This window comes from Leptospira borgpetersenii serovar Javanica (assembly GCF_003046425.1).
Lineage (GTDB): Bacteria > Spirochaetota > Leptospiria > Leptospirales > Leptospiraceae > Leptospira > Leptospira borgpetersenii.
Genome location: NZ_QAJG01000006.1, coordinates 1 through 17,500, shown reverse-complemented (window position 1 = coordinate 17,500; position 17,500 = coordinate 1). Strand labels below are relative to the sequence as shown.

16 protein-coding genes (1 of these 16 cut by a window edge) are annotated in these 17,500 nt (G+C 43.1%); all 16 read left to right on the top strand.

What is annotated here, in order from left to right:
- Window positions 1-434, top strand: partial view of a hypothetical protein gene (locus tag CLV95_RS06120; protein ID WP_002734492.1) — the 3' portion only. 100 nt of this gene lie to the left of the window's left edge; 434 of the gene's 534 nt are visible here — the last part of the coding sequence; its start codon lies off the left edge, out of view; it ends in the stop codon at window positions 432-434.
- Window positions 435-808: 374 nt separating this feature from the next.
- A complete protein-coding gene (locus tag CLV95_RS06115) occupies window positions 809-1,606 on the top strand; it encodes a TPR end-of-group domain-containing protein (RefSeq protein WP_002734508.1) in 798 nt (265 codons plus the stop codon).
- 319 nt (window positions 1,607-1,925) lie between these two features.
- Window positions 1,926-2,255 carry a hypothetical protein gene (locus tag CLV95_RS06110; RefSeq protein WP_002734537.1) on the top strand — a complete coding sequence of 110 codons (330 nt, stop codon included), beginning with the start codon at window positions 1,926-1,928 and terminating at the stop codon, window positions 2,253-2,255.
- Between the two features lie 102 nt (window positions 2,256-2,357).
- A complete protein-coding gene (gene atpB / locus CLV95_RS06100; RefSeq protein ID WP_002738308.1) occupies window positions 2,358-3,467 on the top strand; it encodes a F0F1 ATP synthase subunit A in 1,110 nt (369 codons plus the stop codon).
- Between the two features lie 41 nt (window positions 3,468-3,508).
- Window positions 3,509-3,811: an ATP synthase F0 subunit C gene (locus tag CLV95_RS06095; RefSeq protein ID WP_002722487.1), complete on the top strand. Its 303-nt coding sequence runs from the start codon at window positions 3,509-3,511 to the stop codon at window positions 3,809-3,811.
- 3 nt (window positions 3,812-3,814) lie between these two features.
- On the top strand, window positions 3,815-4,336 hold the full coding sequence (locus CLV95_RS06090; RefSeq protein ID WP_002734394.1) for a F0F1 ATP synthase subunit B: 522 nt from the start codon (window positions 3,815-3,817) through the stop codon (window positions 4,334-4,336).
- 4 nt (window positions 4,337-4,340) lie between these two features.
- Complete coding sequence (atpH, locus tag CLV95_RS06085; RefSeq protein ID WP_002734524.1) at window positions 4,341-4,901, top strand: ATP synthase F1 subunit delta; 561 nt, start codon at window positions 4,341-4,343, stop codon at window positions 4,899-4,901.
- Complete coding sequence (gene atpA / locus CLV95_RS06080; RefSeq protein ID WP_002722485.1) at window positions 4,891-6,402, top strand: F0F1 ATP synthase subunit alpha; 1,512 nt, start codon at window positions 4,891-4,893, stop codon at window positions 6,400-6,402. The genes atpH and atpA overlap by 11 nt, the downstream gene beginning before the upstream one ends.
- A 14-nt stretch (window positions 6,403-6,416) precedes the next feature.
- Window positions 6,417-7,277 (top strand): ATP synthase F1 subunit gamma, encoded by an 861-nt coding sequence (gene atpG / locus CLV95_RS06075; protein WP_002722482.1) that lies wholly within the window; start codon window positions 6,417-6,419, stop codon window positions 7,275-7,277.
- Between the two features lie 25 nt (window positions 7,278-7,302).
- Window positions 7,303-8,706, top strand: coding sequence for a F0F1 ATP synthase subunit beta (atpD, locus tag CLV95_RS06070; RefSeq protein ID WP_002722488.1), 1,404 nt, complete (start codon window positions 7,303-7,305; stop codon window positions 8,704-8,706).
- A 4-nt stretch (window positions 8,707-8,710) separates the two neighbouring features.
- A complete protein-coding gene (atpC, locus tag CLV95_RS06065) occupies window positions 8,711-9,094 on the top strand; it encodes an ATP synthase F1 subunit epsilon (protein WP_002734485.1) in 384 nt (127 codons plus the stop codon).
- An 82-nt stretch (window positions 9,095-9,176) separates the two neighbouring features.
- A complete protein-coding gene (locus CLV95_RS06060) occupies window positions 9,177-9,458 on the top strand; it encodes a polysaccharide biosynthesis/export family protein (RefSeq protein WP_002722438.1) in 282 nt (93 codons plus the stop codon).
- A 33-nt stretch (window positions 9,459-9,491) separates the two neighbouring features.
- On the top strand, window positions 9,492-12,188 hold the full coding sequence (locus tag CLV95_RS06055) for a midas domain-containing protein (protein WP_107694898.1): 2,697 nt from the start codon (window positions 9,492-9,494) through the stop codon (window positions 12,186-12,188).
- Window positions 12,189-12,191: 3 nt separating this feature from the next.
- A complete protein-coding gene (locus CLV95_RS06050; protein WP_002722491.1) occupies window positions 12,192-14,423 on the top strand; it encodes a GAF domain-containing protein in 2,232 nt (743 codons plus the stop codon).
- A gap of 9 nt (window positions 14,424-14,432) precedes the next feature.
- Window positions 14,433-15,854, top strand: coding sequence for an MBOAT family O-acyltransferase (locus CLV95_RS06045; RefSeq protein WP_002734543.1), 1,422 nt, complete (start codon window positions 14,433-14,435; stop codon window positions 15,852-15,854).
- Window positions 15,855-16,172: 318 nt separating this feature from the next.
- The gene (locus CLV95_RS06040) at window positions 16,173-17,339 is read left to right on the top strand and encodes a hypothetical protein (protein ID WP_002734400.1); all 1,167 of its coding nucleotides are present in this window, start codon (window positions 16,173-16,175) and stop codon (window positions 17,337-17,339) included.
- Window positions 17,340-17,500 lie beyond the last annotated feature (161 nt).

Genomic DNA, 17,500 nt, shown 5'->3' with positions numbered 1-17,500 from the left:
ATTATTTGGTCGGCGGGGGAGAAGGGCAGATGAAATCGCAACTGGACGCGGAGGCCGCCAAAGTCGCCTCGTTTCGACTCTTGACTTCCGGGTCCGATCCGATGAATTCCTATCTTGCGTATAGGTATTTATCCAGGCCTACAAACACTACGTTTCAGATCTCCGAGCAAACATTTGTGTACGAATCAACGAAATTTCTCACGTGGGGTATTTCTATTTCTCAAACAAAGATCCAAAGAAACGGAACTGCTTACGAACCCAATTCGGACGTGGAGCGGTTTTACTACAATGCTCGTTTGATGGGACTTCAATTAACGGACTATGCTTCTCAAATCAATCAAAAGGTTACTGTAGTAGACGGCTTAATCACCGAACTAAAATTCGGTGTAAAGTCTGGTTATTTTTATAGTAGCGGCGGCAAAAGCGGCACATGACCCAATTTATATCTGACTGCGGGAGGGGGATCGGGCATCGGTCGGTTCGGAATCAACTTCGGATGGCGTTTTCAATCGGGAGCAACTTATATCCACTTTCTATGTTTTAGTCGTTATTATACGGGAGAAATCGTAGGTTTCGATTATGGTGGAAAAATCGGGGTAGGAGCTGATTTTTAAAACATCGTTTTCGACAACTTCCAACGAATGGTTTGCGCGATCTTGTCCAATGGACAATAGTGAAGTATTTCTTTCGAGAGTTAAAACATGAGTTTTAAATTGAATATCCGGAAATCGTTCTTCCTTCGATTTGTGATCGTCGTTTCTTTTCTGTTTTTATTTTAAACTTTTTTGTGATTAAAATAAACGAGCCGATGTTCAGTGCGGATCTCAAAACAAGTTTTCCGAAAACAAAAAACGAAGAGAATTTTTCTTGTTTCCGCGGTTATTTTTTCAGTTACTTACTTATGAATTTCAATCGTATCTTATGCGTTCTTTTGGGGATCGGATTTTCCGTGAATTGTACTTTGTTGTTTCCGGAGAAGAATGTCGCCGAACGTTGGCGGAGTTCCGTCCAAAAAATAGAACGGTCTTCCGGCCAAGAACGAAGACTCGCTGAAAAAGAATACATTCAAAATTTGGAAAGTTTCCAAGAAGAATCGGTCGAATCGAAAAAATCCCTCCGAGATTTGATTCTTACAGAAACGGCAGATCGGTTTCATTCTTATCTGACACAAAATGAATGGACGCGCGCGGCCCTGATCGCCGAAAATTTCGAGAAAACGATTCCCTTTCTTGAAATCGGCGACGGAACGATTCGGGGAAGAAAAAGCGGAAATCTATATTCGGCAAGAGAATACTTCGTCGCTGATTTGATCTTTTATACCGGAAAAAGTAAGGACAACCGTTTTATGGCCCTTATCCAAAAAATGGTTCCGAATCCGATCGGAGATGCGAGGCTTGCTTTCAATTTGGCGTGTTTGCATGCTCTCAACGGAAACAAACAGAAAATGCTTCACTATATGAAGATCGCCCTTTTTTTGGGGGTGAATGTTTTGGAATTTACAAAGGATTCCGATTTCTATGCGTTTCGCTCCGATCCGGATTTTATCAGAATGATTCGGGACGGGGCCCGCCCCGCTTTGGGTCTTTCCTTGATTCCTCCAATTTGAAACTTTCGAAAAAATAAGTCTTAAAACGGTCGTTTCACATCGGAATCTTTTTTATGAGTTCCGCGTCCAAATCGAATCGTTTGCCGAAAAATGTAGGAACTACCACACACTGCCTGAACCATTCGTTGTTCAAGCAAGGACCGACTCAAGATTAAAATTTACGACAAAAAGTAGGAACTCATACATACAAACCGGCTGACCAGCCACAAAGTGTAGGAACTCATACTGAATTTTCAAGAATTTACTAAATTTGAATATACTTTCGGCGCGATTCATTCTTCCTGGAACTAAAAAAGGAAAGGGCACAAAAAAGAATCGTATGAGTTTAAAGAAATATCTCTTAGGTCTTACGATTCAAATTTTAATTCTTACGATCTCTTATAAACTCTACTACCCGGATCGAAAATTTTTTTCCGGAAGTATTCTCGCGTTATTTTTACTCGTTCCGTTTTATCTACTTAAGATACTTGTGATTCTCAAATTCCCCGAAAAAGGAGTGGGAATTCAAATGGGTATAATGACGGCTTCTTTCTTTTGCAATGGAATCGCTGTTTGGGCTGTAGTTTCACAGAACGATAGTTCTGATTTTATAATCGGTTTTTTGATTGCTCATTTCAGCCACTTTCTAATAGTTGTATTCGCGAGTTGAATCTTCCGGAAACGTAATAAAATAAAAAGAAAACCGGGAGTATCGCCGATTCTGTGCAGGTGGTTCGTATTTCGAGACGGTCCCCTTTTTTGATTCGAAAAAATGTATCTAAACCAAACTTCTTTTATGACAAAAAAGTTCATCTTCTTTGCACTCTTAGTCGTATTTTTACCAATCCAAATATTTGCATCGGAGCAATCTTCGAGCAAGGTCTTCGATTTGAACGAAGTCATCGTTCATCATTTGATGGACAGTGCCGAATTTCCGTTTAATATCGGTGGGGTAAAGGTTTTCGAAGGGGAAACGGATTTTGATTCCTCCGCTTCTTCGATCTTTACCGATCACGAAACCGGGAAGCGCTTTCACTATGTTGGCGGTTTCGACATGCACATTACGAAACGCGTCACAATGATGTGGATCGTAGCTTTTTTTCTTTTTATTATCTTTATTCCTGCGGCGAGAATCATCGCAAAGAATCCTCTGAAAATTCAATCCCGTTTCGCAAACACGGTTGAAGTGTTCGTCAACTTCTTACGCAAGGATATCGTAGACGAGAGTATGCACGGACACGGTCACGCTTACTATCATTACATTTTCACCTTGTTCTTCTTCATTCTATTCTGTAACTTGATGGGACTTGTTCCTTCTGTCGGAGAGTTACTCGTAGTCGGAAAAGAATACGGAGCAATCGCGGCGACCAAAGTCGGTCTCGTCACTCCGGTTCCCGAGAAATTGATTGCGGCTCACGCCGGACACGGATCTCACGAGGCTCCTTTTGTCGCGAAAATATGGAGTGGGATCACGGTAACAGGAGATATTTCCGTTACGATGACGCTTGCGCTTCTTACCATGTTCTTAATTTATACCGCGGGTTTTGTCTATCAAGGACCTAAGTTCATCTGGCATTCCGTTCCGAACGGAGTTCCTCTGCCACTTTACTTAATCATGTGGCCGCTTGAGTTCATCGTTTCTCCGATGGCAAAAACATTCGCTCTTACGGTGCGTCTTTTGGCGAACATGACTGCGGGGCACGTGATCATTCTCGCGTTGATGGGTTTTATCTTTCAGTTTCAATCTTGGGGAATCGTGCCGGTTTCGATCATCGGCTCGGGACTCATCTATGTCTTGGAAATTTTTGTGGCGTTTCTCCAGGCGTATATTTTCGTTTTGCTTACTTCCTTATTCGTAGGACTAAGCATGCATAGGCACTGATTGTAGAGAATATTGAATCAACAAGGAGACAATTGAGCAATATGGAATTTGGATTAGGATATATTGGTGTAGGAATCGCTGCGGGGGTCGCAATTCTCGGAGCAGCTCTTGGAATCGGAAGAATCGGCGGTTCTGCTACGGAAGGAATTTCAAGACAACCGGAAGCGGGTGGTAAAATTCAAACTGCAATGATTATCGCCGCTGCGTTGATCGAAGGAGCGGCATTATTCGCTCTTGTGATTGCTTTCCAAGCGGCGGGAACTCTGAACGAAGGTCTGAAAGCAACTGTTGCCAACCAAACAAAGGCTTCCACACCTGCAGTAACCGAAGAAAAAGGAAAGTAAAAGTTGATACTCTTAGCTGCTAAGGGATTGAGCCTCTTAGATGTAAATCCGGGTCTAGTCGTCTGGACTCTGATTACCTTTCTGGTTGTAGTCCTAGTCCTGAAAAAGTTTGCCTGGGATGTGATTCTGAAGGCTCTCGATGAAAGAGCTCAGACCGTACAGAACGACATCGAAAAAGCCTCGGAACTTCGTTTGGAAGCGGAAGCTCTCCTGAAGGATTACGAAGCTAGGTTGAACTCTGCGAAAGATGAGGCGAACGCGATCGTCGCTGAAGCCAGGTCCGATGCTTTGAAACTGAAGAACAAACTCTTGGAAGAAACCAACCAAGAAGTAAAGGCTCAGAAAGATCAAGCAGTGAAAGAGATCGAACTTGCGAAAGGAAAGGCTCTGGAACAACTGCAGACTCAGTTCGTAGAAATGACGATTACCATTGCAGGGAAGGTTTTGGAAAAACAATTAAAAGCGGAAGACTACAAGGCTTTTATCGAAACCGAGTTGAATAAATTGGGGAAACTGAGCGCATAAACCGATGAACGATTCCGGTGTTTCAAAGATATACGCGTCCGCACTTTTAGGAGCTGTAAATTCTCCGGAAGAAGTGGAACAAGAACTCGGCGATTTGGTTCAACTTCTTTTCAAAGAGGAAAAGATCAGAAACTTTTTTCTTTCTCCTACGGTATCCATCGAGGAAAAAGAAAATATTTTGGAAAAAAATCTCCGGGGAAAAATTTTGGACGTAACTCTAAACTTTCTCGGAGTGCTTTTAAACAAAGGAAGATTTATCAACCTTCCCGAAATTCAAAAGCGTTTCACCGTAGAGTTGGATAAAAAAAAGGGAAGAGTTCGTGCACAAATAAAAAGTTATCCTTCTTTAGAACCTGCTCAAATCACGAAACTCGGATCCATCCTTTCTGAAAAATTCAAATCGGAATTTATTCTAGAAGTTTCAGAAGATAAAGCTCTTCTGGGCGGATTTGTAGTACAATTCAACGACTTAAAAATCGAAAAGTCCATCGCTTCCCAGCTCGGGGAAATTAAGAAAGCCATGTTGGAAAAGAAATTACCGGTTGGAGCCGTCTATGAAAATTAAGACAGACGAAATTACGTCCGTTCTCAAACAAGAAATTTTAAATTATAAAAAAGACCTCGGTGTTGATGAAGTCGGAACGGTTTTAGAAATTGGAGACGGAATCGCCAGAGTGTACGGACTGAAGAATGTGATGTCCGGAGAAATGGTCGAGTTCCAAAACGGAATCTTCGGTCAGGCGTTTAACCTCGAAGACAACTCCGTGGGTGTGGTCGTTTACGGAGATTATCTCGCCATCCAAGAAGGATTCACCGTTAAAAGAACGAGCCGAATTCTAGAAGTTCCGGTAGGTCCGGAACTTCTAGGACGCGTGGTAAATCCGTTAGGCGAGCCTCTCGATGGAAAAGGTCCGATCAACGCGAAACTTACTAGGCCCGTGGAATCTCCCGCTCCCGGAATTGCGATGAGACAACCGGTCGGCGAGCCGATGCAAACCGGTATCAAAGCGATCGACGCGATGATCCCGATCGGACGCGGACAAAGAGAACTGATCATCGGTGACCGTGGAACCGGAAAAACTTCCATCGCACTCGATACCATCATCAATCAAAAGGGCACGGGCGTTATCTGCGTTTACGTGGCGATTGGTCAAAAAGCTTCCACCGTAGCTTCCACAGTGGAAATGCTTAGAAACAAAGGCGCACTCGAATATACGATCGTGGTTTCCGCAACCGCCGCCGAACCCGCTCCGCTTCAATACATCGCTCCTTATTCGGGATGCAGTATGGCCGAATACTTTATGTATAACGAAAAAAAAGCGACCCTCGTGGTTTACGATGATCTTTCCAAACAAGCGGTTGCGTATCGTCAGATGTCCCTTCTACTTCGTCGCCCTCCGGGTAGGGAAGCGTATCCCGGAGACGTATTCTATCTTCACTCCAGACTTCTCGAAAGAGCGGCGAAACTCGACGACAAATACGGCGCGGGTTCTTTGACCGCACTTCCGATCATCGAGACTCAGGAAGGCGAGGTTTCCGCATACATTCCTACGAACGTGATTTCGATCACCGACGGACAGATTTATCTTCAATCCAACTTGTTCGCATCCGGGAACCGTCCTGCGGTGGACGTGGGGATTTCAGTTTCTCGGGTTGGTTCCGCCGCGCAGATCAAAGCGATGAAACAAGTCGCCGGTAAGATGAAACTTGAACTCGCACAGTTCCGTGACTTGGAAGCATTTGCTCAGCTCGGAACCGAACTCGATCCAGCAACTCAAGCGCAGCTGGATCGAGGAAACAGAATCGTTCAGATGCTCAAGCAACCCGTTTCTTCTCCTTTTCCGGTGGAAGAACAAGTTGTGGAAATCTTCGCGGTAACCCGTGGTTTTATGGATAAAATTCCTGTGCCGAAGGTTCAACAATACGGAAAGTATCTTTTGACTACGATCAAAGAACAACATTCCGAAGTTCTGGAAGCGATTCGCAAAGAAAAGAAAATTTCCGACGAAGAGAAACTCGGTGAAGTTCTAAGCGCCATTGCGGAAGAATTTTTAAGAAAGCACTGAGATAGAGGTTCGCTTTGGCAACTCCCAGAGAAATCAAAAAAAGAATCAACTCGGTAAAGAACACGAGAAAGATCACCCGGACGATGGAAATGGTCTCAACAGCCAAGTCCAAAAAAATCAGCGATCGTGTAAACGCTTCCCATCCTTTTTCCAACAAGATTAAGGAACTTGTGTCTTCTCTTGCATCTCTTTCCGGTGTGGTTCACAGCCCATACCTCCGAAGGCCGGAAAAAATCAAAACCGTTGCGCTACTGGTCATTACCGCGAATCGCGGTCTTTGCGGTGGGTACAACTCCAACGTTAACCGTCTCGCAAAGGCCAAAGTTCTAGAGTGGAAAAAAGCGGGTGTAAACGTTCGCCTCTTTATCGTGGGAAAAAAAGGGATCTCTTTTTTCAAATTCGCAGGGGAAAAGGCGGAAAAAACATATACGCATCTCGATGATAAGTCCGGATACAAAGAAGCCGAAGAATTTGCGAACCTTTTCTTAGAGTTATTTGCAAACGAAGAAGTGGACGCAGTCGAGATCGCATCCACCGTCTATTATTCTTCCGCATCTCAAAAACCGGAAGTTACGAGAATACTTCCTTTTGAACCTGCTAAAGAAGGAAATGGAAACGATCTAGTGGTTTATGAACCGAGTCCTGAAAGAGTGCTCGAATCTCTTCTTCCTCTTGTCGTAAAAACCGCGTTCTTAAAGGCGATTCTCGAAGCGAACTGCTCCGAGCAAATCGCAAGAAGAATCGCGATGAAGTCTGCGACGGACGCGGCTTCTGAAATGATCAAACTACTCACTCGCGGATACAACCGCGTTAGACAGGCAAAAATTACTCAGGAAATTTCCGAGATTGTTGCCGGAGCAGATTCACTGAACTAATCTATATGGTATTGGAGCGACTTGGATGAATAAAGGTAAAATCAAGCAGATCATCGGATCCGTTTTGGACATCGAGTTCGAAAACGGAGAACTTCCTGAAATTTATAACGCACTCGAAATCGAAGCGACCGTTTCCGGAAAGAAAGAAATTCTCATTGCGGAAGTGCAAACTCATATCGGAGGAAAGGCAATTCGTGCGATCGCCCTTTCTTCCACCGATGGTTTGATCCGCGGTCAAGAAGTGACCAACACCGGAAAGCCGATCTCGGTTCCGGTCGGAGACGCAACTCTCGGAAGAATCTTTAACGTTCTCGGTAAAACCATCGACGAAGGCCCCGCAATCACAGTAAAAGAAACCCGTCCGATTCACAGACCGGCTCCTGCGTTCGACGAACTCACTTCCAAAACCGAAGTATTCGAAACGGGAATCAAGGTAATCGACCTTCTCGCTCCTTATATCAAAGGTGGAAAGACCGGACTTTTCGGTGGAGCAGGGGTTGGTAAAACGGTTCTCATTCAGGAACTCATCAACAATATCGCAAAACAACACGGTGGATTTTCCGTGTTTGCCGGAGTGGGCGAAAGAACCCGCGAAGGAAACGACCTCTGGAGAGAGATGAAAGAATCAGGAGTGATCGACAAAACCGTTCTTTGTTACGGTCAGATGAACGAACCTCCGGGCGCTCGTCTTCGCGTCGCGTTATCCGCTCTTACAATGGCGGAACACTTTCGTGATTCGATCGGAACCGACGTTCTTCTGTTCGTGGACAACATCTTCCGATTCTCCCAAGCGGGTTCCGAAGTTTCCGCGCTTTTGGGAAGAATGCCATCCGCGGTAGGTTATCAACCGACCCTTTCCACGGAAATGGGTGCGCTCCAAGAAAGAATTACATCTACGAAAAAAGGATCGATCACTTCCGTTCAGGCGATTTACGTTCCTGCGGACGACTTGACCGACCCTGCACCTGCGAATGCGTTCGCCCACTTGGATGCGACTACGGTTCTTTCCCGTGCGATTTCCGACAAAGGGATTTATCCTGCGGTTGACCCACTCGATTCCACTTCCCGCGTGATGAATGCGCAGGTTCTCGGAGAAGAACACTACACCGTAGCGCGCGAGGTTCAGAGAATTCTTCAGAGATACAAAGATCTTCAGGATATCATCGCGATCCTCGGTATGGACGAACTTTCCGAGGATGATAAGGTTCTCGTTGCGAGAGCGAGAAAGATCGAAAAATTCTTATCTCAGCCTTTCCACGTTGCGGAAGTATTTACCGGAGCTCCGGGAAAATATGTGAAACTTGCGGATACCGTTCGTTCCTTCAAAGAAGTGATTTCCGGAAATTACGACCACCTTCCTGAGCAGGCGTTTTATATGGTTGGGTCTATCGACGACGCGATTGAAAAAGCGAAAGGTTATAAAGGATAAGTGCATGTCCGCACATAAACTGAACGTATCCGTAATCTCTCCCGAAAAAATTCTTTATAAGGGCGAAGTGGATTCTTTGGTCGTTCCGGGTAGCGAAGGATTCTTCGGAATCCTTCCCAATCACGCCCCTTTGGTCGCAACCTTGGGAATCGGAGTTCTGGAAATCCGTAAGGGAGAAAAACTAAAAAATATCTCCGTAGAAGGCGGATTTATCGAAGTCAAAGACAACACAGTGAGCATTCTTACCGATCACGGCGCATTGAAAGAAGACATCGATATAGAGGCCGAAAAAAAGGCTTTAGCCGAAGTAGAAAAGCTTTCTCCGTCCGATTCTAAAAATCTTCTCCTCCAAAAAACAAAAACCCGAATTTTAGTCGCATCCCGCTAACTTTTGGGGGTGCTCTTTTCCGAAAATAGTAGCAGAGATTCTTTTTTCTCCGAATACAATGGAGAATTAGGAACGAAAACCTATGAAAACTAAAATCCGTATTTTCGTAGTACTGATTTTATTTCTAAGTTTCGGTTTCTTCTTGAGAAGAAATCGAGATAGAGTCCGAAGTATATTTGAACCGGAGCCTATTTCCGCATCGATTCGTGGAAATATCGTAAATCCCGGAGTTTATCGTCTTCATAGAGGAGATACTTTGGAGGACTTGGTTCGTGTGGCGGGAGGGTTTAAAAAACCTTCGACAAAAGAACAGGATCTTGACCGGGAAATCCTGGACGGACAGGCGATCGAACTGAAAGAATAATGTTACTATAGAAAGATGGCGGAAGACTACGACATGATCAAGGACGACAATTCACATGGAGAAGGTCGGGATCTCGGTATGGACGAATTACAATTCGATGATATAGATTCCATACTCGCTTCCGAATCATCTTCAGAGCCGAACGGCTTGGAGGGTCCGAGCATAGATTCCGATCCTTTGGAAAGTCTAGTCGCTAGTTCGGGAGAAGAATATCCGTCTAGTTTCGAAAACGATTTTTATTTTCATCCGGAAGAGACAGGTTCCAATCCAAGTTTGGAAGATATAGAGTTGACCGATCCTGTCGTCGATGTGGAAATCGAAAAACTATTGGACGTAGATGATTTTGTTGATTCATCTACATCAAATATTTCTAATTTAGAATCCGATGATTCCTTTTTTAATCCCGGGGATTCCGCTCCCGACGAGGGAATGGACTTTTCCGAACTGGACAATTATTTAACCGATGAGTCCGACGCGATCGACTTCGGGGAAGAATCGGACGATATAGAGGAACTCGACCTTTCCGATCAGGATAAAGAGAAGAATATTTCCTCGCATGAAGACGACTTCTTGAACGAAGAAGGTCCGATTGCGTTATCCGAATCCGAACTAGAAGAGATCGTTTCTGTAGATGAACCACTTCCGGATTTTATTTCACCTTCCCCGGAAGAAGAGAACATTACCTTATCTAATTTGGATGGTATTTTGGGAGAAGAAGAACTTCCCGAAACGGATACTATATTAGAAACTACTTTTGATGAATCGGAAGAAGACGGTTCGATTGCATTTTCCGGAAGTGAATTGGATGACATACTGAATACAACGGCGGACGAGTCAACCGCCGTTACAAACGCTGTGGCAGATGACGACTTGCCCGACTTTATCACACATACGGATCTTGACGAAAATGAAGAGGGGATTGCTTCTTCCCTTGATTTTGAACCGGAAGCAACATCTTTCGAATCGGAGTCGGAAGAGGCGATTGCTCTTTCTGACGAAGAACTGGGAAACCTACTTGCGTCAGAGAATGAAGAGGCGATAGCTTCTTCCCTTGATTTTGAACCGGAAACAACATCTTTCGAATCGGAGCCGGAAGAGGGGATTGCTTCTTCCCTTGATTTTGAACCGGAAGCAACATCTTTCGAATCGGAGTCGGAAGAGGCGATTGCTCTTTCTGACGAAGAACTGGGAAACCTACTTGCATCAGAGAATGAAGAGGGGATTGCTTCTTCCCTTGATTTTGAACCGGAAACAACATCTTTCGAATCGGAATCGGAAGAGGCGATTGCTCTTTCTGAAGATGAGCTGGGAAATCTACTCGCATCAGAGAATGAAGAGGGGATTGCTTCTTCCCTTGATTTTGAACCGGAAACAACGTCTTTCGAATCAGAGCCGGAAGAGGCGATTGCTCTTTCTGACGAAGAACTGGGAAACCTACTTGCGTCAGAGAATGAAGAGGCGATAGCTTCTTCCCTTGATTTTGAACCGGAAACAACGTCTTTCGAATCAGAGCCGGAAGAGGCGATTGCTCTTTCTGACGAAGAACTAGGAAATCTACTTGCATCTGAGAATGAAGAGGGGATTGCTTCTTCCCTTGATTTTGAACCGGAAACAACGTCTTTCGAATCAGAGCCGGAAGAGGCGATTGCTCTTTCTGACGAAGAACTAGGAAACCTACTTGCGTCGGAGAATGAAGAGGGGATTGCTTCTTCCCTTGATTTTGAACCGGAAACAACATCTTTCGAATCGGAATCGGAAGAGGCGATTGCTCTTTCTGAAGATGAACTGGGAAACCTACTCGCATCAGAGAATGAAGAGGGGATTGCTTCTTCCCTTGATTTTGAACCGGAAACAACATCTTTCGAATCGGAATCGGAAGAGGCGATTGCTCTTTCTGACGAAGAACTAGGAAACCTACTTGCGTCGGAGAATGAAGAGGGGATTGCTTCTTCCCTTGATTTTGAACCGGAAACAACATCTTTGCAGGGAGACGATTCGATTTCGTTGCCCGCGCACGAATTAGACAGTATTGGAGATATACCATCCTCTCAAGAAGATCTTGAAAACTTCGAACTTTCTACGGACGATTCCAAGCAAACACAAACCTCGGAAGCAACTTTTTTCGAAACGGAAGATAGCGAGCCGATCGCACTTTCTTTGGACGAATTAGATCATATTCTTACGGACAACGATGATTCGAATGTTTCGGAAAACACCTTAGATGAATTTCCGACTTCCGGCGCTGATTGGGACGACTCTCCGGTTTCCGAGCAAACGCCAACGGCCCCACTTTCTGAAGAGGAACCACTTGAGGATACTCCCACTACTGTAAAGGAAGAGGATTTAAACGAAATTTTAGGGGAGTTACCTCCTACTTCCGACTTGGATGCTTTTGATTCCATTGATGATAACGTTTCCAAGGAAAAAGCGGCTTCTCAGGTTGTTCCGACAGAGGGCGTTGTAAACGAAGACGAAATGGTCATCGTATTGGACGAATATGCGGAAGAGGAGAAATCCTCTCCGATCGAAGAACTACGTAAAACTCCGGATCAATCGGAGATTCCGAAAGAGGATGCTTCGAGAGAGACTCCGTCCAAGGAAGAGATGAAGCGTATCATGACGTATTTGGACGAATTGCTCGGAAATCTACCCGACGATTTGATTCGGGAATTCTCTCGTTCCGATTATTTCGAACTTTATAAAAAACTAATGAAGCAGATCGGTGTATAACCGATGGGATTGCTGGAACGGGTCAGTAAGTTAGTTCGATCGGATTCGTCCGGAGTGTCTTCTGCGAGCCGAGAAAAAAAATCCTTACTTAAAAAATCGGAATCCTTTCAGCGCAAACAGAGTTTTTTACAAAAGGCCCTTGGCATGAGAAAGGAAATCGAAGAAAGGGAAACTTACTCTTCCACTTCGTCCCGATCGTCTACCGATCCTTTCGTTAAGTCGCAAGCTTTTTCGGAAGAATCCGTAAACGATCCTCAATCTGATTTATCCCGTTCCGAAGAATTTTCTCTTCCGGAATTGGGCGGAGATATACCCGGATCGGACGAGAAAAAAACTCAAAACGAATTTTCGGATTTCGACTTTGATTCTAGTACTTCCGAGAGTGAAGACTCATTTCCAGATCTTTCGGAGGAATTTTCCGCTCCGGAAGAAGCTCATACGGATGAAACTCCCATTGCTGAATTTGGGGGCTCGAATGAAGTTGGTGATGACATTTCCTTCGACGATTTTTTCGAAGATACAAACTTTGAAGGGATTGAACATTCCGCAACTTTGGAGGAAATGGATTCGGAAAAAACACAAACGGTTCCGAACTTAGATGATAGCATAACGTCTATGGAAGAGGATCCGTTCGAAGATTGGGTTAAGGAAGCGGAACGGGAGGCGCATCGAACTCCTTCTAAAAAAGATCCGAATGTCTCTACTTCCGAAAAGTCGGAATTTTTATTCGACGACGATTCTAACTTCACCACATCCCCGATTGACCTGCAAATCGCTTCCCGAAAAAAATTGGAGAATTATATTTCCGTTTTCGAAATCAGCAAGGAAATCGGAGTTTCCACCGATTTTGCGAACTTTTTCGAAAATCTATTATTTTCCATTATGGGTCAGATTGGTTCCGAATCGATCGGCATCTTTTCCTCCAAAAACGGAAGTCAGGATTTTTTCCGTTTGGAAGATTATCAGGGGGAAAATTTCGATCAAGAATGGACTATCTCTTCGGAAGAAGAGATCTATCATGCGGTGCATAACGCGGGATCCGTCCTTTATGCGAAAGAACTTCTCAAACCTAAACTTCCGGCCAAAGAGCGAGAGATCATTGAACGATCCGAAGCCGAGCTTCTCGTTCCGATCCGAACTGTGGATGAATTTTTCGGAATCATTTGTCTGAGTAAGACGATCAGTGGAGAGGACTACACGATCGAGGATCTTGAATTTTTAAAGATCGTAGGGGAGATTGCCGGTTCCGTATACAAAAGAATCTGTGATACCGAATTGCTTCATCAGGAAAATCAGATTTTAAAAGAGGCGGTCCGAGCCAACGAACTCATCATTTCACTCGCGAGAGATTTTGCTTCCGTACGTAGTATGGATGAGGCTTACGATAAATTATTTTCCGCCTTTCAAGAGGAGTTAAAAATTCGTCGTGCCACGTTTATGATTTTGGACGGACATACTAAGAGCGAATTTCGTGTATTTGCTTCCAATTTACTCACTCCCGAACATGTGGGAAGCTTCAGGTTACCTTTGGAGAGTTCGATCGTGGGAATCGTTTCCAACATTCCGGGAGTATTCCGGATTGAAAATTTTAGAAAACATCCCGAGTTAGTACAGAAACTATCGAACGATGAACTTGGGCTCATGTCCGATTTTATAGTGATTCCTTTTATCAATTTGCATTGGCTCGTGGGAATGTGGATTGTCCATGAAACGGAAGTCCCTTGGACTGATTCGGATCGCGAGACTGCAGTCGGAATCTCCGAAGTGCTTGCCCCCGTATTTTCTAACTTATTACTTGTGCAGGAACGAGACTCGGTATTTAAAGATCCGTTCAGTCCTATCGAAGAAAAAATCGATGAGATGATCCTCAAATCAGTTAGATTAAAAAGTTGTTTCAGTCTAACTATATTCAAAGTTCAGAATATATTTAGAATGGTGAAATTAAAAGGATCCGGATTTTTCGTGAATTATAGCGAGGAATTGAGAAAGGCAATCCAGGACAATCTGTCCGAAGCCGATTTTCACTATCGGGTCGGACAGGGAAAATATGCCGTTGTTTTGGACGGAAAGGATAGGGAAGAAACCCAGATTCTTATACGTAAAATAAAAAATCGTCTCAGCGAGACGGATCGTAAGTCGAAAGACTTTCAGACTTCGGTCATTCAACATACTCTTTGTTATCCGGCGGATACGAAAGAAAAGGAACGAATTCTCGAACTTCTCGAAGAATCTTAGATCGATTGAATGTTATTCAATTCTCTGAATTTCCTTCTTTTTTTCATCGCTTTTTGTATGATCTACTTTCGTCTCGGATTAACAGGACAGAATCGGCTTTTATTTTTCGGAGGTCTGTTTTTTTACGGGTTTTGGAAACCGGAGATGGTTCTACTTTTGCTCGTTTGTATTTCCTTCAATTTTGCCGGAGGAATTTGGCTCGGTCGTTCGTCGGAACGTCGTCAAAAAAGGATTTTCGTCTTTTTGATCGTTTTAAATCTAGGAATACTGATTTTTTTTAAATATATTCTATTTTTATTAAGTGTTTGGAACGATACATTGGGAGTTTTGTTTTCGTTTTCGGTTCTTACTTTTCCTGAAATTCTTTTACCCGTTGGGATTTCGTTTTATACGTTTCATAATATCAGCTATCTTTCGGATATTCGATCCGGAAAAATAAGTCCTTGTTCGAATTTTATCCGTTTCGGAGTTTATGATTTATTTTTTCCGCTGCTGCTTGCCGGGCCGATTGAAAGGCCGGATTCTTTGTTGCCTCAGATTGAAGCGGAACGTGTAGCATCGGAAGACGGGTTTATTTCCGGTGCGATCCTATTTTTTTGGGGAATTTTTAAAAAGGTATTTATCGGAGATCATCTTTTGTTGTTTACCGGCAAATCGATGGAATCCGGAATTCAACTTCCTCCTGGCATGGTTCTTTGGATTGCTTTCTCTTTTGCGTTTCAAGTTTATGCCGATTTTAGCGGATATACGGATGCCGCTCGAGGACTTGCTAAGATATTGGGTTTTAAACTTTCCCTGAATTTTAACTTTCCTTTTATTTCGTCGAGCCCGTCCGAATTTTGGAAACGATGGCATATTTCTCTTTCAACCTGGCTTAGAGATTATCTTTATATTCCTCTCGGGGGAAATCGGATTTCTTTGTTTCGTCAAAATTTGAATCTGATGATCGTCTGGATTTTGGGAGGACTTTGGCATGGAGCTACGTACGGATATTTGGTATGGGGATTTTACTGCGGCTTGCAGGTGGTCGTCTACAATTTGATGCAAAGATACGTTTTATTATTGGTTCCTAATAATATTCAAATATTTAAATATTCTATAAAAATAATGGGCGCCTTGTCTACTTTTTGGATGTTTGCGCTTGGGTTGCTTTTGTTCCAGGTGCATTCTCCCGGCGAACTTTGGGGATTGATTTTGAACGCGACTGCGGGGTTTTATTGGAATCCGGTGTTTGGAGCCAAATTGTTTTTTCTTTTGTTGCCGTTGATGATTGTGGAATTTTGGATGATCGTTTCGGGAGGAACGGATTCATTTTTAGAGAAAATAGTTTCGAGCCCATTGCGGTGGGGTTCATTGTCTTTTGGGATTGGAATTTTATTTTGTCTTTTCGGCGTTTTTGAAAAAAAAGAGTTCTTTTATTTTCAGTTTTAAGATTGTTCCAAAACCTCAGAGGAAATCACGATTACGGTCGTTAAATTATTAACAAAGTGGGAGTTCTCGCGGATAAGATTTTGACAAGCCCTTTGGCAAAGTAGGTTTTCTGTTAAGAATAAAATGTAGGAACTATTGCTTCGAAAAACGTTGTTTTAATGTTCTTACGCCGAACTAGAACCGGGGTATTTTGTGGAGAACGAAACTTCGGATCGAAGTTTCGAAATTGTTTTTCTAAATTGCGAAAAGGCATATTTCAAAAAAATAATTTTACCTAACTCGATAGAAAGTTAAGGAGTTTTTTGAACAAATAACGTTATGTTCGGTTTTTATTTGAATTCTGTAAGAAAGAAAATTTTAGGAGTGATCGTTTGTTTTTTGCTTACGATGTCGTTTCAGATTTTTTTATTTCCGTTCTTGGTTCCTTTTCAGGAGAAAAATTCTTTTCTTTACGATCGTTTATCCAAGATGGATTCTTCCCTTTATACGGAATCCGAATCTTCTCGATCTCAGAAATTGGCTCCTATTTTGTTTTTAGGAGACAGTCAGATTCTTTCCGGGATTCATCCTAAGGAACTGGAAAAAAGATTGGGTCGCCCGATTTGGTTTTTACCGAGACCTTCCGAACAACCGGAGGGGATGTTTTTACGTTGGAAGGAATACGAGCGGAAAATAGGAACCAAACCTTCTTTGGTGATCGTAAACGGATCGGTGTTTTCTCTTTCGGACATGGACGTTGCCCAGGCTCATCGAAGTCTTGTGCTGAATTATGATTCATTTCATACGGAAATTTTTACGGAAATTTTTCTTAGAGATTTTTATTTGAAAAATCTTTCCATTGGTATGTATTATCTTTTGGGAAGAATTTTTCCATTTTTACGTCTTAATGCTTCCGTTTCGACTGCTTTCAAAATTATAGGGGAAGGGGACGAATTCAGTTATTCCGAAAAGAATTTGGAAAAATTACTCCTAGGAAATCCGATCGAAAAATGGAAATCTAATTTAGATCGAAATCTGTTTCTGGAAATTGAATATTCAAAAAATAATGGATACTTGGATTGGGGAAAACGATCTCCTTATGACGGAGTTTGTGTTCCGAATGAGAACTTAATTTCCCTTCCTAGAAATGCGGAAGTCGCTTTGCAAAGAACGCGAAAATCTTCTCTAAAAGCCTGGAGGAAATTATTTTCCTACTTAAAGTCGCATAATATTCCTGTTTTAGCCGTTTCTTTGCCGTTTCGCCCAGACTTCGACGAAAAACTCTCTTCGCTTCCGCAGATGCCTCTTTGGGAATCGATTCTTATGGAAGAGGAAATTCCTTATTGGAATGCCAAAGCGCATCTTTTCGAACCGAGAGATTTCGGAGATTACACTCACTTGAATACCTGCGGAATGCGTAAGCTGGTTCCTGTTTTGGCGGAAAAGATTTTAGAACAAAAGATCGGTATTGAAACAGTAAACTGTTGCCCTTCGTCTTTAAAGTGAATTTATTTTTTCGGCTTGTTCTATCTTTCTAAGAAAGATGACTAATGTATATAACCATAACGTTACCCACAAATACTTGGATCTGAAGATAAATCTGTCGGAATTACTACAAATCCTCTGTGAAACTTACGCCCCACCCTGATTTTGGGTGGAGGGGAGAG